At 72.8% G+C, this 17658-nt stretch carries 22 protein-coding genes; 16 read left to right on the top strand and 6 right to left on the bottom strand.

The window, feature by feature from the left end:
• The first annotated feature begins 2 nt into the window (after positions 1 to 2).
• The 5 genes from ACH4VX_RS08475 to hisF are packed head-to-tail and all read left to right on the top strand — an operon-like array spanning position 3 to position 2707.
• A complete protein-coding gene (locus ACH4VX_RS08475; RefSeq protein ID WP_398366590.1) occupies positions 3 to 161 on the top strand; it encodes a hypothetical protein in 159 nt (52 codons plus the stop codon).
• 4 nt (positions 162 to 165) lie between these two features.
• Positions 166 to 807: an imidazole glycerol phosphate synthase subunit HisH gene (gene hisH / locus ACH4VX_RS08470; RefSeq protein WP_398366589.1), complete on the top strand. Its 642-nt coding sequence runs from the start codon at positions 166 to 168 to the stop codon at positions 805 to 807.
• A 4-nt stretch (positions 808 to 811) separates the two neighbouring features.
• On the top strand, positions 812 to 1534 hold the full coding sequence (gene priA / locus ACH4VX_RS08465) for a bifunctional 1-(5-phosphoribosyl)-5-((5-phosphoribosylamino)methylideneamino)imidazole-4-carboxamide isomerase/phosphoribosylanthranilate isomerase PriA (protein ID WP_398366588.1): 723 nt from the start codon (positions 812 to 814) through the stop codon (positions 1532 to 1534).
• A gap of 16 nt (positions 1535 to 1550) precedes the next feature.
• Positions 1551 to 1955 carry a Rid family hydrolase gene (locus ACH4VX_RS08460; RefSeq protein ID WP_398366587.1) on the top strand — a complete coding sequence of 135 codons (405 nt, stop codon included), beginning with the start codon at positions 1551 to 1553 and terminating at the stop codon, positions 1953 to 1955.
• The gene (gene hisF, locus ACH4VX_RS08455) at positions 1952 to 2707 is read left to right on the top strand and encodes an imidazole glycerol phosphate synthase subunit HisF (RefSeq protein WP_398366586.1); all 756 of its coding nucleotides are present in this window, start codon (positions 1952 to 1954) and stop codon (positions 2705 to 2707) included. Before ACH4VX_RS08460 ends, hisF begins: the two co-directional genes overlap by 4 nt.
• 3 nt (positions 2708 to 2710) lie before the next feature.
• Here hisF and ACH4VX_RS08450 read toward each other — a convergent pair whose 3' ends face one another.
• Together ACH4VX_RS08450 and ACH4VX_RS08445 are read right to left on the bottom strand one after the other, a co-directional pair.
• A complete protein-coding gene (locus ACH4VX_RS08450) occupies positions 2711 to 3109 on the bottom strand; it encodes a VOC family protein (RefSeq protein ID WP_398366585.1) in 399 nt (132 codons plus the stop codon).
• Positions 3110 to 3132: 23 nt separating this feature from the next.
• Positions 3133 to 3768 carry a TIGR03085 family metal-binding protein gene (locus ACH4VX_RS08445; protein WP_398366584.1) on the bottom strand — a complete coding sequence of 212 codons (636 nt, stop codon included), beginning with the start codon at positions 3766 to 3768 and terminating at the stop codon, positions 3133 to 3135.
• 166 nt (positions 3769 to 3934) lie between these two features.
• Between ACH4VX_RS08445 and hisI the strand changes: the two genes are divergently transcribed.
• The 11 genes from hisI to lgt all read left to right on the top strand — a co-directional run bounded on the left by hisI (position 3935) and on the right by lgt (position 12880).
• Positions 3935 to 4324 carry a phosphoribosyl-AMP cyclohydrolase gene (hisI, locus tag ACH4VX_RS08440; RefSeq protein ID WP_398366667.1) on the top strand — a complete coding sequence of 130 codons (390 nt, stop codon included), beginning with the start codon at positions 3935 to 3937 and terminating at the stop codon, positions 4322 to 4324.
• Between the two features lie 11 nt (positions 4325 to 4335).
• Positions 4336 to 5901 carry an anthranilate synthase component I gene (locus ACH4VX_RS08435; RefSeq protein WP_398366583.1) on the top strand — a complete coding sequence of 522 codons (1566 nt, stop codon included), beginning with the start codon at positions 4336 to 4338 and terminating at the stop codon, positions 5899 to 5901.
• A complete protein-coding gene (locus ACH4VX_RS08430; RefSeq protein WP_398366582.1) occupies positions 5901 to 6542 on the top strand; it encodes a TIGR02234 family membrane protein in 642 nt (213 codons plus the stop codon). The genes ACH4VX_RS08435 and ACH4VX_RS08430 overlap by 1 nt, the downstream gene beginning before the upstream one ends.
• Positions 6543 to 6657: 115 nt before the next feature.
• On the top strand, positions 6658 to 6885 hold the full coding sequence (locus ACH4VX_RS08425; protein WP_398366581.1) for an HGxxPAAW family protein: 228 nt from the start codon (positions 6658 to 6660) through the stop codon (positions 6883 to 6885).
• A 261-nt stretch (positions 6886 to 7146) separates the two neighbouring features.
• On the top strand, positions 7147 to 7587 hold the full coding sequence (locus ACH4VX_RS08420) for a DUF2752 domain-containing protein (protein WP_398366580.1): 441 nt from the start codon (positions 7147 to 7149) through the stop codon (positions 7585 to 7587).
• 120 nt (positions 7588 to 7707) lie between these two features.
• Positions 7708 to 8517 (top strand): indole-3-glycerol phosphate synthase TrpC, encoded by an 810-nt coding sequence (gene trpC, locus ACH4VX_RS08415; RefSeq protein ID WP_398366579.1) that lies wholly within the window; start codon positions 7708 to 7710, stop codon positions 8515 to 8517.
• A gap of 22 nt (positions 8518 to 8539) precedes the next feature.
• Entirely contained in the window at positions 8540 to 8773 is a 234-nt protein-coding gene (trpM, locus tag ACH4VX_RS08410) for a tryptophan biosynthesis modulator TrpM (protein WP_398366578.1), read from the top strand.
• Between the two features lie 74 nt (positions 8774 to 8847).
• Entirely contained in the window at positions 8848 to 10131 is a 1284-nt protein-coding gene (trpB, locus tag ACH4VX_RS08405; protein ID WP_398366577.1) for a tryptophan synthase subunit beta, read from the top strand.
• Positions 10128 to 10943 (top strand): tryptophan synthase subunit alpha, encoded by an 816-nt coding sequence (gene trpA, locus ACH4VX_RS08400; protein WP_398366576.1) that lies wholly within the window; start codon positions 10128 to 10130, stop codon positions 10941 to 10943. Before trpB ends, trpA begins: the two co-directional genes overlap by 4 nt.
• 98 nt (positions 10944 to 11041) lie before the next feature.
• Positions 11042 to 11824: a thioredoxin domain-containing protein gene (locus tag ACH4VX_RS08395; RefSeq protein WP_398366575.1), complete on the top strand. Its 783-nt coding sequence runs from the start codon at positions 11042 to 11044 to the stop codon at positions 11822 to 11824.
• A gap of 93 nt (positions 11825 to 11917) precedes the next feature.
• The gene (lgt, locus tag ACH4VX_RS08390) at positions 11918 to 12880 is read left to right on the top strand and encodes a prolipoprotein diacylglyceryl transferase (protein WP_398366574.1); all 963 of its coding nucleotides are present in this window, start codon (positions 11918 to 11920) and stop codon (positions 12878 to 12880) included.
• 149 nt (positions 12881 to 13029) lie between these two features.
• On the opposite strand, the gene ACH4VX_RS08385 is transcribed toward lgt, so the two are convergent.
• From ACH4VX_RS08385 to ACH4VX_RS08370, 4 genes are read right to left on the bottom strand one after another with little or no spacing between them, the layout of a single operon-like run.
• Positions 13030 to 13860: an HpcH/HpaI aldolase/citrate lyase family protein gene (locus tag ACH4VX_RS08385; RefSeq protein WP_398366573.1), complete on the bottom strand. Its 831-nt coding sequence runs from the start codon at positions 13858 to 13860 to the stop codon at positions 13030 to 13032.
• Positions 13857 to 15062 carry a CaiB/BaiF CoA transferase family protein gene (locus ACH4VX_RS08380; protein ID WP_398366572.1) on the bottom strand — a complete coding sequence of 402 codons (1206 nt, stop codon included), beginning with the start codon at positions 15060 to 15062 and terminating at the stop codon, positions 13857 to 13859. Before ACH4VX_RS08380 ends, ACH4VX_RS08385 begins: the two co-directional genes overlap by 4 nt.
• Positions 15059 to 16489 carry an ADP-ribosylglycohydrolase family protein gene (locus tag ACH4VX_RS08375; protein ID WP_398366571.1) on the bottom strand — a complete coding sequence of 477 codons (1431 nt, stop codon included), beginning with the start codon at positions 16487 to 16489 and terminating at the stop codon, positions 15059 to 15061. The genes ACH4VX_RS08380 and ACH4VX_RS08375 overlap by 4 nt, the downstream gene beginning before the upstream one ends.
• Entirely contained in the window at positions 16477 to 17658 is a 1182-nt protein-coding gene (locus ACH4VX_RS08370; protein WP_398366570.1) for an ADP-ribosylglycohydrolase family protein, read from the bottom strand. The genes ACH4VX_RS08375 and ACH4VX_RS08370 overlap by 13 nt, the downstream gene beginning before the upstream one ends.

Below are 17658 nucleotides of genomic sequence, written 5' to 3'. Positions count from 1 at the left end.
CCATGAACGGTCTGTCCACCGTCCTGATCGTCGTCGGCCTGTTCTTCGTCGGCGGGATCATCTCCTTCGCCAAGCAGAAGATGCCCGCGAGTCTCATCGTGCTGCTCTCCATCGGCGCCGCGTTGTGTCTCGTCACGGGTCTTCTGAGGCTGGAGGTGTGAACCCTTGAGCACCACCAAGAAGGTCGTGGTCTTCGACTACGGCTTCGGCAACGTCCGTTCCGCCGAGCGCGCCCTCGCCCGCGCGGGAGCCGACGTCGAGATCACCGGTGACTTCGACCGGGCCATGAACGCCGACGGGCTGCTGGTGCCCGGCGTCGGCGCCTTCGCCTCCTGCATGCAGGGCCTGAAGGAGGCGCGCGGCGACTGGATCGTCGACCGCCGGCTGTCCGGCGGGCGCCCGGTGATGGGCATCTGCGTCGGCATGCAGATCCTGTTCGCGCGGGGCATCGAGCACGGCGTGGAGAGCGAGGGCCTCGACGAGTGGCCCGGCTCGGTCGAGCCGCTCCAGGCCGACATCGTGCCCCACATGGGCTGGAACACCGTGGACGCCCCGGCCGGCTCCGAGCTGTTCGCCGGCCTCGACGCGGACGCCCGCTTCTACTTCGTGCACTCCTACGCCGTCCACGACTGGACACTGGAGACCACGAACCCGGCGATGCGCGCCCCGCTGGTCACCTGGTCCACCCACGGCAAGCCGTTCGTGGCGGCCGTGGAGAACGGTGCTCTGTGGGCCACCCAGTTCCACCCCGAGAAGTCCGGCGACGCCGGTGCCCAGCTCCTCACCAACTGGATCGGAACCCTGTAGAGACATGGCCAAGCTCGAACTCCTCCCCGCCGTCGACGTCCGCGACGGCCAGGCCGTCCGTCTGGTGCACGGCGAGTCCGGGACGGAAACGTCGTACGGCTCCCCTCTGGAGGCCGCCCTCGCCTGGCAGCGTTCGGGCGCCGAGTGGCTGCACCTGGTCGACCTGGACGCCGCGTTCGGCACCGGCGACAACCGCGCGCTGATCGCCGAGGTCGCCGGGGCGATGGACATCAAGGTGGAGCTGTCCGGCGGCATCCGCGACGACGACACCCTCGCCGCCGCCCTCGCCACCGGCTGCACCCGCGTCAACCTCGGCACCGCCGCCCTGGAGACCCCCGAGTGGGTGGCCCGGGTCATCGCCGAGCACGGCGACAAGATCGCCGTCGGCCTCGACGTACGCGGCACCACGCTGCGCGGCCGCGGCTGGACCCGCGACGGCGGCGACCTCTACGAGACGCTGGAGCGCCTCGACAAGGAGGGCTGCGCCCGCTACGTCGTCACCGACATCGCCAAGGACGGCACCCTCCAGGGCCCCAACCTGGAACTGCTGAGGAACGTCTGCGCCGCCACCGACCGCCCGGTGGTCGCCTCCGGAGGCGTCTCCTCCCTGGACGACCTGCGCGCCATCGCCGAGCTCGTGCCGCTCGGTGTCGAGGGCTCCATCGTCGGGAAGGCCCTGTACGCCAAGGCGTTCACCCTGGAAGAGGCCCTGGAGGCCACATCTTGAAAAAGGACACAGCTCGATGACATCCGATGCCGTACGGCGCGTACAGGGCACGAATCCCTGGGAGGAGACCCTCGGCTCCGCACGTGCCGTGGCGGCGGGCGACCGCGTCCTGGTGGCGGGCACGACCGCGTTCCGGGGCGATGTGCTGTACGGCGAGGGCGACCCGTACGAGCAGGCCAAGGTGGCCTTCACCAGCGCGCTGGAGGCGATCGGCGAGTTCGGGCTCGGCATCGAGTCCGTGATCCGCACACGCCTCCACCTCGCCCACGCGCGGGACGTCGACGCGGCCGGACGCGCCCACAAGGAACTGTTCGACGCGGTGCGCCCGGTCACCACCCTGCTGGTGGTCGAGGGCTTCGTCGACTCGCGCGTCCTGGTCTCAGTGGAACTCGAAGCATTCAGAGGAGCCGTGGATTCATGACCCTGGCGGTCCGAGTCATCCCCTGCCTGGACGTGGACAACGGCCGGGTCGTCAAGGGCGTCAACTTCCAGAACCTGCGCGACGCGGGCGACCCCGTCGAGATGGCCAAGGTGTACGACGCCGAAGGCGCCGACGAGCTGACGTTCCTGGACATCACCGCCTCGTCGGGCAACCGCGAGACGACGTACGACGTGGTGCGCCGCACCGCCGAGCAGGTGTTCATCCCGCTCACCGTGGGCGGCGGCGTCCGCACCGCCGAGGACGTGGACAAGCTGCTGCGCGCGGGCGCCGACAAGGTGGGCGTCAACACGGCGGCCATCGCCCGGCCCGACCTCATCCGCGAGATCGCCGAACGCTTCGGACGGCAGGTTCTCGTCCTCTCGGTCGACGCCCGCCGCACGGACTCCGGTTCCTTCGAGGTCACCACGCACGGCGGCCGTCGCGGCACCGGCATCGACGCCGTGGAATGGGCGCACCGGGCGGCCGAGCTGGGGGCGGGCGAGATCCTGCTCAACTCCATGGACGCCGACGGCACCAAGGACGGCTACGACCTGGAGATGATCGCCGCCGTCCGCAAGCACGTCACCGTCCCCGTGATCGCCTCCGGCGGGGCCGGAAAGCTCGGCGACTTCCCGCCGGCGGTCGCCGCCGGCGCGGACGCCGTGCTGGCCGCCTCCGTCTTCCACTTCGGCGACCTGCGCATCGGCCAGGTCAAGGAGACGCTGCGGGGCGCCGGTCACCCCGTGCGGTGAGGCTCAGCCGGTCGGCTGGGCCAACCGGATGAGGTTGCCGACCGTGTCGTCCAGGACCGCGGCGATCACCGGGCCCTGCTCCTCCGGGTCCTGGACGAAGTGGACGCCCTCCCCGCGGAGCCGTTCGAACTCCGCGCGGAGGTCGTCCACGGAGAACACGATGGCGGGCAGGCCCGCCTCGCGCACCGCCCTGCGGTACGGCTCGGCGATGGGGCCCCGGCCCGGCTCCAGCAGCAGCTCCAGGTCCCGCTGGGCGCCCTCCCTCGCGCCCACGGTGACGAACAGCGTGCCGTCGCCCGGATCCATGTGGGTACGGGTCTCGAAGCCGAGGACCCCGGTGTAGAAGGCGTGCGCCTGCGCCACATCGTCGACGTACACACTGGTCATGGCCACTTTGATCACGAGCTGCGCCTTTCGGGTGCGGATCAGATGCCGAGCTGTTTGGTCTCGCGCAGCTTCGTGATCGCGTTCTCGTCCCCGTCCAGCTCGACCTTGGCGGCGCTCTGCCGTCCGTAGGCGAACAGCACCAGCTCGGACGGCTCCCCGGTCACCGTGACCACCGGGGTGCCGCGATGCGCCACCGCCGTCTGGCCGTCCGGACGGCGCAGCACCAGGCCCGTCGGCACCCCGCGGCCCATCAGCCGCGCGGAGCGCTCGAGGCGCGACCAGAGGGCGTCCTGGAACACCGGGTCGAGTTCACGCGGCGTCCAGTCGGGCTGCGCGCGGCGCACGTCCTCCGTGTGGACGTAGAACTCGACGATGTTCGACAGCTCGTCGACCTGCTTGAGCGAGAAGGGTGAGAAGCGCGGCGGACCCGTCCGGATCAGCTGGATCAGCTCCTCGTACGGCTTGGCGGCGAACTCCGCCGTCACCCGCTCCAGACGCGCCGCCAGCTGCTTGACCAGCATCCCGCCGGCCGCGTCGGGGCGGCGCTCGCGCACCACCACGTGGGCGGCGAGGTCCCGGGTCGTCCAGCCCTCGCACAGGGTGGGGGCCTCAGGGCCCGTGGTCTCCAGCAGATCGGCCAGGAGGAGTCGTTCACGCTTGGCATGGGTCGACATGCGAGCCAGCCTACGGCCGTCCGTGGAGTCCGCCCACCCGTCGCCCGGCCACCGCCCCTCAACGAGCCTTCCCCCCCAGTACCTGAACGGCCCGGGGGCGCCCCCGGCGTGCCGCTGTTTCCAATCAGTGGACGTCCGCGCGGGCGCGACGTCCCCGCGCGGCACAATGGTCGGCATGACCAGCACGTCCCGGCCCAGCCGCCTCGACCCGGAGATCGCCGCGCGGCTCAAGCGCAGCCCCGACGGCCTCCTGCCCGCCATCGCCCAGCAGTACGACACCGGAGAGGTGCTGATGCTCGGCTGGATGGACGACGAGGCGCTGCATCGCACGCTGACCACCGGCCGCTGCACCTACTGGTCGCGCAGCCGCCGGGAGTACTGGGTCAAGGGGGACACCTCCGGCCACTTCCAGTGGGTCAAGTCGGTCGCCCTGGACTGCGACGCGGACACCGTGCTGGTCAAGGTCGACCAGGTGGGCGCCGCCTGCCACACCGGCGCCCGCACCTGCTTCGACGCCGACGTGCTGGTGGCGGACGTCCCCGCCGCGGATCAGTAGGGTCTGCCGCCATGGACCTCGAGACGTTCCGCAAGCTCGCCACCGACCGCCGGGTCGTCCCGGTCACCCGCAAGCTCCTTGCCGACGGCGACACCCCGGTCGCGCTCTACCGCAAGCTCGCCGCCGAGCGCCCCGGCACCTTCCTGCTGGAGTCGGCGGATGGGGGTACCTCCCAGGCGTTCAGCACTGGGGGAGGCCGCTCCTGGTCCCGCTACTCCTTCGTCGGCGTCCGCAGCGCCGCCACCCTCACCGAGCGCGGCGGACAGGCCCACTGGGAGGGCACCCCGCCCGTCGGGGTGCCTGTGGACGGCGACCCGCTCGCCGCGCTGCGCACGACCCTCCAGGCCCTGCACACCCCGCGCGACCTCGCCCAGGGCCTGGGCCTGCCGCCCTTCACCGGCGGCATGGTCGGTTACCTCGGCTACGACATCGTGCGCCGCCTGGAGAAGGTCGGACCCGGCGAGCGGGACGATCTGAAGCTGCCCGAGCTGACCATGCTGCTCACCAGCGACCTCGCCGTCATGGACCACTGGGAGGGAGCCGTCTGGCTGATCGCCAACGCGATCAACCACAACGACCTGGAGACCGGCGTCGACGAGGCGTACGCCGACGCCGTGGCCCGGCTCGACGCCATGGAGGCCGACCTCGCCCGCGCGGTGGCCCAGCCGCCCGCCGTGCTGCCGCCCTCCGAGCTGCCCGGGTACACCGCGCTGTGGGGCGGCCCCGACTTCCGGCGGGCCGTGGAGGACATCAAGGAACGCATCCGCGCGGGGGAGGCCTTCCAGGTCGTCCCCTCCCAGAGGTTCGAGACGCCGTGCACGGCGAGCGCCCTCGACGTCTACCGGGTGCTGCGGGCCACCAACCCGTCGCCGTACATGTACCTGTTCCGCTTCGACGGCTTCGACGTCGTCGGCTCGTCCCCCGAGGCGCTGGTGAAGGTCGAGGACGGGCAGGCCATGGTCCACCCCATCGCCGGTACCCGGCACCGCGGCGCCACCCCGCAGGAGGACCAGGCCCTCGGCGACGAACTGCTCGCCGACCCCAAGGAGCGCGCGGAGCACCTGATGCTCGTCGACCTCGGGCGCAACGACCTCGGCCGGGTCTGCGAACCCGGCTCCGTCGAGGTCGTCGACTTCATGTCCGTCGAGCGGTACTCGCACGTCATGCACATCGTCTCGACGGTCACCGGCCGGGTCGGCGCCGGCCGCACCGCGTTCGACGTGCTCACCGCCTGCTTCCCGGCCGGCACGCTCTCCGGTGCGCCCAAGCCCCGCGCGCTGCAGATCATCGACGAACTCGAACCGTCCCGGCGCGGGCTGTACGGCGGCTGCGTCGGCTACCTCGACTTCGCGGGCGACTCCGACACCGCGATCGCGATCCGTACGGCGCTGCTGCGGGACGGCACCGCGTACGTGCAGGCCGGGGCTGGGATCGTGGCCGATTCCGACCCGGTCGCGGAGGACACCGAGTGCCGTAACAAGGCGGCGGCGGTGCTGCGCGCGGTGCACACCGCGAACCGGCTGGGACCGGTCCGAGACGAACCCCGGGTGTCGGTTCGCCCGGGGTTCAGGCGATAGTGGACGACGTGACTGCTGTACCTACCCCCCGTTCCGAGGCCGCCGGGTCCGCCCGCAGCGGCCGCCTCAGCCTCGCCGTCGCCCTGCTGTGCGGTGCCCTGGGCGCGGCCGTGGTCCTGCTCGCCACCCGGCAGCAGTGGTCGGAGGGCACCGCCACGGTGGCCGGCGGCGCGTTCCCCCTGACCGCGAAGGGGAGCGACGTCACGGGCGTGCCCGCCGCCCTGGCCGTCGTGGGGCTGGCGGCGCTGGTCGCGGTGTTCGCCGTGCGCCGGGCCGGCCGCTTCGCCGTCGCGGCGCTGCTGGCGCTGTCGGGGGCGGGCACGGTGGCGGCGGCGCTGCTGGGCGCGTCGGACAGCGGGGCGCTCGACGAGAAGGCGGCCCAGGTGTCGGGGGACACCTCCGCGACCGTGGGCGCCCTCAGCCATACCGCGTGGCCGTACGTGGCCGCCGTGGGCGGTGTCCTGCTGCTGCTGGCCGGCCTGCTCGCCCTGCGTTACGGCCGCCTCTGGCCGGCCATGTCCGGCCGCTACGAACGCGACGGCACCCCGCGCCCACGCCGCAGGCCCGCCCGTGTCGACCCCGACCGCCCGGAGGACCTCTGGAAGGCCCTGGACCGGGGCGAGGACCCGACAGGCGCGTAGCTGCGGCACGACTCCCGCGCTCCAGCGCGTACCCCCGCTCACCCTCGGCGCGTGCGTGCGGGACAATGGCAGCGAGCGTCTGCTCAGACACGTACACAGCAACGAGGAGCAAGCAATGGCGGGCAGCAGCCACGGTCACACCCCGGCCGCCTGGACCGGTGTCGTGATCGCCTTCATCGGTTTCTGCGTCGCGGGAGCGTTCATGGTGATGGACCAGCCTGCGGGCTTCTGGGCCGGCATGGGCCTCGTCATCCTCGGCGGCATCGTCGGCGCCGTCATGCGCTCGATGGGCATGGGCCAGCCGAAGAGCAACCACGCCGTACCGGCCCGCGCCGAGAGCTGAGCACTCCGCACAGGGGCGGGGGGGGGCCCCCCCCGGGGGGGGCCCCCCCCCGGGGCCGGGGGGGGGGGCCCAGGCCCCCGGGCCCCCCCCCCCCCCCCCCCCCCCCCCCCCCCCCCCGCGCTTCGGGGGGGGGTGGGGGGGGGCCCGCCCCACCCACCCCCCCGGCCGCCGGGGCGCCCCGCCCCGCCCCCCCGGGCCCGCGGCGGGCCCCCCCCCCCCCCCCGGCCCCCCCCCCCGCCCCTGAGCCGTGTTCGGGGCACAATGCACAGCGTGAACGCCCCCAGCCCCAGCGCGCCGCCCCCCGGCAGAGCGGCCCGGCTGGCCGTCCCCGCAGGGGTCCTCGCCGCCGTCGCCGGAGCCTTCGCCTACGTGGGCGCCGTGGACCCCAACGAGCCCGGCCACTACCCCGCCTGCCCGCTGCTGCGCCTCACCGGCCTGTACTGCCCCGGCTGCGGCGGACTGCGCAGCGCGCACGCCGTCGTCCACGGCGACCTCCCGGCCGCCCTCCAGGCCAACGCGCCCGCCGTCCTCGGCTACGCCGTCTGCGCCGTGCTGTGGACCGTCTGGGTGGTCCGCGCGGCGCGCGGCGGGCCGCCGCTGCGGATCGATCCGCCGCCGGTGCTCCTGTGGTTCCTGGGAGCGCTGCTGCCGGCTTTCACGGTTGTCCGGAACCTGCCGTTCGGTGGCTGGCTGCATCCTTGATCAACATACGAAAGTCCAGGTAGTGGGGCCGGCGTCAACCTGGATGCGGGGCATACGCCCTGCTGCGGATACCATCGCAGTGACCAGTGAAGACCGACCGTCAGGAAGGGGGCCGCTCGCGTGAGTGTGCTCGACGAGATCATCGACGGAGTCCGTGCCGACCTCGCGGAGCGGCAGGCGCGCGTCAGCCTCGACGAGCTCAAGGAGCGCGCGGCGAAGGCTCCCGCGGCCAAGGACGGCGTGGCCGCCCTGCGCGGCGACGGCGTCAAGGTGATCTGCGAGGTCAAGCGTTCCAGCCCGTCCAAGGGCGCGCTGGCCGCGATCGCCGACCCGGCGGGACTCGCCGCCGACTACGAGGCGGGCGGCGCCGCCGTCATCTCCGTCCTCACCGAACAGCGCCGCTTCGGCGGCTCGCTGGCCGACCTGGAGGCCGTCCGCGCGCGCGTGGACATCCCCGTGCTGCGCAAGGACTTCATCGTCACGTCGTACCAGCTCTGGGAGGCCCGCGCGTACGGCGCCGACCTCGCGCTGCTGATCGTCGCGGCCCTCGACCAGTCGGCCCTGGAGTCGCTGATCGAGCGCGCCGGGTCCATCGGGCTCACCCCGCTCGTCGAGGTGCACGACGAGGACGAGGTGGAGCGCGCGGTCGACGCGGGCGCCAAGGTCATCGGCGTCAACGCCCGCAACCTCAAGACCCTCGAGGTCGACCGCGGCACCTTCGAGCGGGTCGCCCCCGAGATCCCCGACACCCTGGTCAAGGTCGCCGAGTCCGGCGTCCGCGGCCCGCACGACCTCATCGCCTACGCCAACGCCGGCGCCGACGCCGTCCTGGTGGGCGAGTCCCTGGTCACCGGCAAGGACCCCAGGACGGCCGTCTCCGACCTGGTGGCAGCAGGCGAACACCCGGCACTCCGCCACGGCCGCGGCTGATCCACCGGTAGGCTTGGCACCGATGACTCTCCCGATCACCCTGACGTCCAGGGACCCGTACGCGCGCCTCGCGCGGGGCTGCCGCCCGCGCGGCTGCCGCGCGCCCGCACGCAGGGTCCACGGCCGCCGGGTCCGGTACGTCATCGGAGACGAACCCGGGCAGGTCAACGGGCGGCGATGGCAGCTCCCCCTTCAGGGGCGCGGGGCTGTACTGAACATGCGACTCCGTCGCGTGAGCGCGACCGGCCACAGATGATCTGAGGCCACACGACAAGCCCCGCTCCCACGGCGAACAGTGTCTTTTCACCGCACTCACCGTGAGGCTCAAGCATGCCCAGCAACTTCTTCATCCCCGACCCGGAGGGTCGGATCCCGAGCCCCGAAGGCTACTTCGGCGCCTTCGGCGGCAAATTCATCCCGGAGGCCCTCGTCGCCGCCGTGGACGAGGTCGCCGTCGAGTACGACAAGGCCAAGTCCGACCCCGAGTTCGCCCGAGAGCTCGACGGTCTCCTGGCCGACTACACCGGCCGCCCGTCGGCACTCACCGAAGTCCCCCGTTTCGCCGCGGAAGCGGGTGGTGCCAGGATCTTCCTCAAGCGCGAGGACCTGAACCACACCGGCTCGCACAAGATCAACAACGTGCTCGGCCAGGCCCTCCTCACCCGGCGCATGGGCAAGACCCGCGTCATCGCCGAGACCGGCGCCGGCCAGCACGGCGTGGCCACCGCCACCGCCTGCGCCCTCTTCGGCCTCGACTGCACGATCTACATGGGCGAGATCGACACACAGCGCCAGGCCCTCAACGTGGCCCGGATGCGCATGCTCGGCGCCGAGGTCATCGCCGTGAAGTCCGGCAGCCGCACCCTGAAGGACGCCATCAACGAGGCGTTCCGCGACTGGGTCGCCAACGTCGACCGCACGCACTACCTCTTCGGCACCGTCGCGGGACCGCACCCCTTCCCCGCGATGGTGCGCGACTTCCACCGCGTCATCGGCGTCGAGGCCCGCCGTCAGCTCCTGGAGCGCGCCGGACGCCTGCCCGACGCCGCGATCGCCTGCGTCGGCGGCGGCTCCAACGCCATCGGTCTCTTCCACGCCTTCATCCCGGACACCGACGTACGCCTCATCGGCTGCGAGCCGGCCGGACACGGCATCGAGAGCGGGGAGCACGCGGCCACCCTCACCGCGGGCGAGCCCGGCATCCTGCACGGCTCCCGGTCGTACGTCCTCCAGGACGACGAGGGCCAGATCACCGAGCCGTACTCGATCTCGGCCGGCCTGGACTATCCGGGCATCGGACCCGAGCACTCCTACCTCAAGGACTCCGGCCGCGGTGAGTACCGCGCGGTGACCGACGACGCCGCCATGCAGGCCCTGCGCCTGCTGTCGCGCACCGAGGGCATCATCCCGGCCATCGAGAGCGCCCACGCCCTCGCCGGCGCCCTGGAGGTCGGCAAGGAGCTGGGCAGGGACGGGCTGATCGTCGTCAACCTGTCCGGGCGCGGCGACAAGGACATGGACACCGCCGCCCGCTACTTCGGGCTGTACGACACCGACGCCGAGGTCGCCGCCGACGAGGCAGGCACCGCCGAGATCGAGGGGGACGCCAAGTGAGCGGGAACGTGCGGCTGCTGGACGAGACCCTCGCCGCGGCGAGGTCCGAGGGCCGGGCCGCCCTCATCGCCTACCTCCCGGCCGGGTTCCCGACCGTGGACGGCGGCATCGAGGCGGTCAAGGCGGCCCTGGACGGCGGTGCCGACGTCGTGGAGGTGGGTCTGCCGCACAGCGATCCCGTCCTCGACGGCCCGGTCATCCAGACCGCCGACGACATCGCCCTGCGCGGCGGCGTGAAGATCGCCGATGTGATGCGCACGGTCCGCGAGGCGCATGCGGCCACCGGCAGGCCGATCCTCGTCATGACCTACTGGAACCCCATCGACCGCTACGGCGTCGAGCGCTTCACCGCCGAGCTCGCCGAGGCGGGCGGCGCCGGGTGCATCCTGCCCGACCTGCCGGTCCAGGAGTCGGCGCTCTGGAGGGAACACGCGGAGAAGCACGGGCTCGCCACGGTCTTCGTGGTCGCGCCCAGCAGCAAGGACGAGCGGCTCGCCGAGATCACCGCGGTCGGCAGCGGCTTCGTCTACGCCGCCTCCCTGATGGGCGTCACCGGCACCCGTGAGTCGGTCGGCGCGCAGGCCGAGGACCTGGTGCGGCGCACCCGCGCCACCACCGACGTCCCGGTCTGCGTCGGACTCGGCGTCTCCAACCCCGCCCAGGCCGCCGAGGTCGCCCGCTTCGCCGACGGCGTGATCGTCGGCTCGGCCTTCGTCAAGCGGATGCTGGACGCCCCCGACGACGCGGCCGGCGTCGAGGCCGTCCGCGCGCTCGCCGGTGACCTGGCCAAGGGCGTACGCCGGCAGGTGTGACCGACCGGGGTGTCCGCAGGTAGTCATACGGATCCCTCGTAAGGGTGGTCCTGGGACCGGGGAGGCGCTGTGCGCCTCCCCGGTTCGTTCTGCGGAGTGTGAGCGAGAAGAACCGTGAGGGAAAGCGCACCGCCCGGGAGCGGCTGGCGGACGAGCGCGAGAAGCAGAAGACGGCGGAGAAGCGACGCCGTGCCCTGATCGTGGGCGCGAGCGTGCTCTGCGTCCTGGGGCTCGCGGCGGTGATCGGTGTCGTCGCCGCCAATTCGGGTGGGGACGACACCGAGAGCGAGGCGGCCGGCCCCGTCGTGGCGCCCTCCGGGGCCCTGGGCAAGGACGGTCTCGCCATCCCGGTCGGCAAGGAGAGCGCCAAGGCCACCCTCGTCGTGTGGGAGGACTTCCGCTGCCCGGCCTGCAAGGTCTTCGAGCAGGCCTACATCCCCACCATCCACGAGCTGACCGACTCCGGTCAGCTGAAGGTGGAGTACCACCTGGTCACGCTGATCGACAACGGCATGGGAGGCACCGGCTCCCGCAACGCGGCCAACGCCGCCGCCTGCGCCCAGGACGCCGGGAAGTTCGCCGCTTACCACGACGTGCTGTTCGAGAACCAGCCGATGGAGAGCGACGACGCCTTCGCCGACGACGACAAGCTGATCGAGCTGGCCGGCAAGGTCGAAGGACTCGACACCCCCGCCTTCCGCTCCTGCGTCGAGGACGGCACGCACAACAGCTGGGTCGCCAAGTCCCACGAGGCGTTCCAGAAGGCCGGCTTCAGCGGCACGCCGACGGTGATGTACGACGGCAAGAACATCAACCAGGACCGCTCGATGACCCCCGAGAAGTTCAAGCAGATGGTCGAGGAGGCCAACAAGGGACAGTGACGCCGAGGACCGACCGTCCGACGGTCCTGTTATGGAGCCGTAGCCGGACCGCCTGCCGTGCGGCCGGTCCGGCACGGTAGCGTCGACCCTGCCATGGAAATTGCCTACATTCCCAGCCCGTCGAGCGGGGTGCTGTACCTCGGCCCCGTTCCGCTGCGCGGCTACGCGTTCTGCATCATCATCGGCGTCTTCGTTGCCGTCTGGCTCGGCAACAAGCGCTGGATCGCCCGGGGCGGGCGGGCCGGCACGGTGGCCGACATCGCTGTCTGGGCCGTTCCCTTCGGCCTGATCGGTGGCCGGCTCTACCACGTGATCACGGACTACCAGCTGTACTTCAGCGAGGGCCGTGACTGGGTGGACGCCTTCAAGATCTGGGAGGGCGGCCTCGGCATCTGGGGTGCGATCGCGGTCGGTGCGCTGGGCGCCTGGATCGGCTGCCGCCGCCGTGGCATCCCGCTGCCCGCCTACGCCGACGCCATCGCGCCGGGCATCGCCCTCGCCCAGGCGATCGGACGCTGGGGCAACTGGTTCAACCAGGAGCTGTACGGGCGGGCCACGGATCTGCCGTGGGCGGTGGAGATCACGTCCGGCACCGACGGGCGGGAGCCGGGCACCTACCACCCGACGTTCCTGTACGAGTCGCTGTGGTGCATCGGTGTGGCGCTGCTGGTGATCTGGGCGGACCGGCGGTTCAAGCTCGGGCACGGGCGGGCGTTCGCGCTGTACGTCGCCGCGTACTGCGTGGGGCGGTTCTGGATCGAGTACATGCGTGTCGACGAGGCGCATCACATTCTCGGACTGCGGCTGAACAACTGGACGGCGGTCCTGGTCTTCCTGCTGGCGGTGCTGTACATCGTGCTGTCGGCGCGGAAGCGGCCGGGGCGGGAGGACGTGGTGGAGCCGGGTGTCTCCGGCGGGCCCGTCTCCGACGAGGGTGGTTCCGATGAGGAGACCGCCTCCGGTGAGAAGGACGCTCCGGCCGCGGAGGAGGACTCCGAGGCCGAGGCGGCCGATGAGGACTCCAAGGACGGGGCCGGGTCGGCGAAGAAGAGCTGACGGTTCGCTGTACGACACCGAGGGCGCCCGGGTTTTCCGGGTGCCCTCGCGGTGTGTGCGGCCCGGCGCTTGCGGGGTGCCTCCCAGGCCCTTGAGGCACCGGGGAGGCGCTGGGGGAGGCACGGCTGCCCCCGGTCGCGAGGAGTCGCTCAGGTTCTGGTGGCCAGGGACAGGGTTCTTCGGGCTGCCAGTACTGCTGCCGCGTCGATGAAGGTGCCGTTGGGGAGGGCCTGTGCGCCTTGGTCGGTCGCCGCTGCCTTGACGACGGTTTCCGCCTGTTCGATCTCCTCCTCCGTGGGGAGGTAGGCACGCTCGATGATCTGCAGCTGGCGGGGGTGGATCGCGGCGCGGCCGAGGAAGCCCAGGGCGCGGCCGTGGGCGCAGGAGGCTGCCAGGCCGTCCAGGTCGCGGGTGTCCGGGTGGACGGACTGGGTGGGCGGGGCGAGACCCGCCGCCCGCGCGGCGACGACCACCCGGGAGCGGGACCAGTCGAGGCCCGCGTCGTCGCGTACGCCCAGGTCGGCCCGGAGGTCCGCCTCCCCGATGGCGATACCGCGCAGGGACGGGTGGGCGGTGGCCACGGCATGGGCGCGTTCGATGCCGAGGGCCGTCTCCAGGAGGGCGTACAGGGGCAGTGAGCCGCCGTGGGCGGACACCGCCCGGCGCGCGACGCGTACGACGTCGGACGGGGACGACACCTTGGGCAGGCGCAGGCCGGACAGGCCGGGGGCGGGAGCGATGGCCGCGAGATCGGCGCGGGCCCAGGGGCCGGACAGGGCGTTGACGCGGACGTGGACCGGGACCGGCTGCGGGGCGCGCAGCAGCTCGGCCGTGGCGGAGCGGGCGTAGGCCTTGCGGTCGGGGGCGACCGCGTCCTCCAGGTCGATCACCACCACGTCGGCGCCGGAGGTGAGCGCCTTCGCCACCACGGGAGGACGGTCGCCGGGGGCGTACAGCCAGGTCAGCGGGAAGCCCTTCACAGGGCGCCCTCCGCGCGGAGCTCCGCGAGGTCGTCGGGCGTGAGGCCCAGCCCGGTCAGTACCTCCTCGGTGTCCGCGCCGTGCGGGCGGCCCGCCCAGCGGATCGCGCCCGGGGTGTTGGAGAGCCGGAAGAGCACGTTCTGCATGCGCAGCGGGCCCAGCTCCGGATCGTCGACCGTGGTGATCGTGTTCAGGGCCTGGTACTGCGGGTCCGTCATGACGTCCCGTACGTCCTGGACGGGGGCGACGGCCGCCTCCGCCTTCTCGAAGGCGGCCAGCACGTCGGCGCGGGTGTGCCGGGCGATCCAGCCGCCGACCGCCTCGTCCAGGAGGTCCGCGTGCCGGGCGCGGTCCGCGCCGGTGGCGAACCAGGGCTCGTCGATCAGGTCCGGCCGGCCCACCAGCACCATCACACGCTCGGCGATCGACTGGGCGGAGGTGGAGACGGCGACCCAGGTGCCGTCGGCGGTGAGGTAGGTGCCCCGTGGCGCGTTGTTCTGGGAGCGGTTGCCGGTGCGGGGCTGGACGTGGCCCAGTTGGTCGTACCAGGTCGGCTGCGGGCCGAGCACGGTGAGGATCGGCTCGATCAGCGCCATGTCGACGACCTGGCCCTCTCCCGTGCGGTCCCGGCCGGCGAGCGCGGTCATCACCGCGTACGCCGTGGTCAGGCCCGCGATGGAGTCCGCCAGGCCGAACGGTGGCAGGGTCGGCGGCGCGTCCGGCTCCCCGGTGATCGCGGCGAAGCCGCTCATCGCCTCGGCGAGGGTGCCGAAGCCCGGACGATGCGCGTACGGGCCGAACTGGCCGAAGCCGGTGACCCGGACCAGGATCAGCCGGGGGTTGACGGCGGACAGCTCGGGCCAGCCCAGGTCCCACTTCTCGAGGGTGCCGGGGCGGAAGTTCTCGATGACGACGTCGGCGGTCTCGGCGAGGCGCAGGAGGGTGGTCCGGCCGCCGGGCCTGGACAGGTCGAGGGTGATGGTGCGCTTGTTGCGGCCGAGCATCTTCCACCACAGGCCGATGCCGTCCTTCGACGGGCCGTGGCCGCGGGAGGGGTCCGGCTTCCTCGGATGCTCGACCTTGACGACCTCCGCGCCGAAGTCGCCGAGCAGGGTCGCGGCGAGGGGGCCGGCGAAGAGGGTGGCGAGGTCCAGGACGCGCAGGCCGGTCAGCGGGGGACCGGCGGGAGTGGGCCTGGTCATGGGCGGGTGGCCTCCAGGTGGGTCAGTCGGGCCAGGGTGTCGAAGCCGGTGCCGTGGAAGTCGCCGACGGAGGTGGCCAGGCGGTTCTTCAGCGGGGCCGTCCAGTGTTCGGGGAGCGCGCGGGGCGAACCGGCGAGAAGAGCGGCGATGCTGCCGGCCGTCGCGCCGTTGGAGTCGGTGTCCCAGCCACCGGACACCGCACGGCAGACGGAGCCGGTGAAGTCGCCGCCGGCGTGGGTGAGGGCGGCGGCGATCAGGGCGGTGTTGGGGACGGCGTGCACCCAGTGGTGGGTGGCGGCGTAGGTGTCGTGCAGGACGTCGACGACGGTGTCGAAGTCCGTGTGCTCGTGGGCCAGTTCGACGGCCCGGCGGACGGCGCGGGCGAGGCGGGAGCGGGGCGGGACGACGGTGAGGCCGGTGCGCAGACAGGCGTGGACGTCGTGGTCGCCGGTGGCGGCGGTGGCGATGACGGCCGCCGTGAACATCGCCGCGTAGACGCCGTTGGCGGTGTGGGTGAGGGTGGCGTCACGGTGGGCCTGCCCGGCGGCGGCGGCCGGGTCGCCGGGGTTGGTCCAGCCGTGCACGTCGGCGCGGATCAGGGCGCCGATCCACTCGCGGAAGGGGTTGTGGTGGCGGGCGGTCAGCGGGGGTTCCAGGCCGCTGAGGAGGTTGCGGTAGGCGACGCGTTCGGCGGTGAAGGTGCGGCCGGCGGGGAGTTCGTCGAGCCAGACGCGGGCCACGTCGGTGGGCGTGAAGGTACGGCCGTGGCGCTGGAGGACGAGGAGGGCGAGGAGGGGGTGGTCGAGGTCGTCGTCCTCGGGCATGCCGTCGATGTTCTCGGCGAGGGAGGTTGCCGCGGAGCGGCGGTTCCAGGGGTATCGGGTGAGCAGTGGCTCTGGGACGCCGTGGGCGGTGAAATAAGTGGTCAGGGGCCAGTTGCCGGTGGCCTGGGCGAGTTGGCGGATGCCTGTGAGGGGGAGTTTCTCCACCGGTTTGCCCAGGAGGCAGCCGACTGCTCTGCCCAGCCAGGCGGCTTCCAGGCGGGCGGGGGACGCTGGGCTTGGGTGGGGTGCGCGGCCCGGCGCCGGCGGGGTGCCGCCGCGCCCACCGGTGCCGTCCCGGGCGGCACGATCGCCCGCGGTGAGCGGCCAGTGGGGGCACAGGGACTTGATGGTGGCGAGGTCGGTCGGCTCTTCGTCCGCCAGCTTGCTGGGGAGGTCGGCCAGTTCGTCGAGGAGGTCGGTGGCCAGGAGGCGGAGGTAGGGGGAGGCCGGGGTGGGAGAGGCGCCCGCGGTGAGGGGGGCTTCGGGACCGCCCGCTGCCCGCCAGCGGGCGGCGACGGCCGAGGGTTCGCGGCCGTCCTGGGACGCCTGGCGCAGTTCGTGGCCGATGAGGTCCTCCGGCTGGACCCAGGTCAGTCGGAGCATCCGGAGCCTCCGAGCTCCGCGAACGCCCACTCGTGGGCGCGGCGGCGCTCCACGTCGCGCGCGAAGATCTCGCGGGTCACGGCGGTGAGCGCGGCCGCCGGTTCCCACAGGTCGAGGCGGCTGGCCTCCGCCACCGTCTTGGCCCAGCCCTCGGGGACCGGTGAGCCGAGCGCGCCGGCCACCGCGCCGGCCATCGTGGCGATGGAGTCGCAGTCGCGGCCGTAGTTCACCGCGCCCAGGACCGCGTGCCGGAAGTCGCCGCCGGCCACCACCAGCATGCCCAGCGCGACCGGGAGCTCCTCGACGGCGTGCAGCCGGGACGGGCGGCGGGCACCCAGCGACGGGGAGCGGTAGTCGGGGCCCACGGTGTCGTACGGCGTCACCGCCTCCCGCAGCGGACCCAGCGCCGACTCGAAGTCCGTGTGCCGCGAGGCGGCCTCGCAGACCTTCTCGATCGCCTCCCGTGTGCCGTCCTTCGCCGACGACAGACTCGCGGCGACGACCGAGTCCGCCGTCGCGCCCGGCGCGCACGCCGCCGCCACGGCCGCCGCGAAGACACCGGCCGCCTCCCTGCCGTACGACGACTGGTGGGCGCCCGCGACATCCAGCGCCTCGGCGTAGGCGGCGGCCGGGTGGGCGGCGTTGACCAGGCCGACCGGGGCCATGTACATCGCGGCACCGCAGTTGACGATGTTGCCGGCGCCGGCCTCGCGCGGGTCGACGTGGCCGTAGTGCAGGCGGGCCACGAGCCACTTCTCGGCGAGGAAGATCCGCTGCAGCGGGAGCGCCTGCGCCTCCAGCTCCGGGATCCAGCGCGGGTTCGTCATCAGGTCCGGGACCAGGTGGTCGGCGACGGCGTAGGCGTCCAGGTGGTCGCGGACCGTCGTGTACACCCGGATCAGTGCGTGCGTCATCAGGGTGTCGTCGGTGACGTGGCCGTCGCCCTTGTGGTAGGGCGCGAGGGGGCGGGCGGTGCGCCATGCGGCGCCGTTCCACGGGCCGACGACGCCGTGGACGCGTCCGCCGTGGCGCTCGACGATCTGCTCGGGGGAGTACCCCTCGACCGGGCCGCCGAGGGCGTCGCCGACGGCCGCTCCGACGAGGGCGCCGGTGATCCGCTCGTCCAGGGGCAGGCCCCGGTCACGATTTTCTGCCTCTTCGCGCGTCAT

This window comes from Streptomyces sp. NPDC020731 (assembly GCF_044334705.1).
Classification (GTDB): Bacteria; Actinomycetota; Actinomycetes; order Streptomycetales; family Streptomycetaceae; genus Streptomyces.
This window is presented reverse-complemented; position numbering and strand designations above follow the sequence as displayed.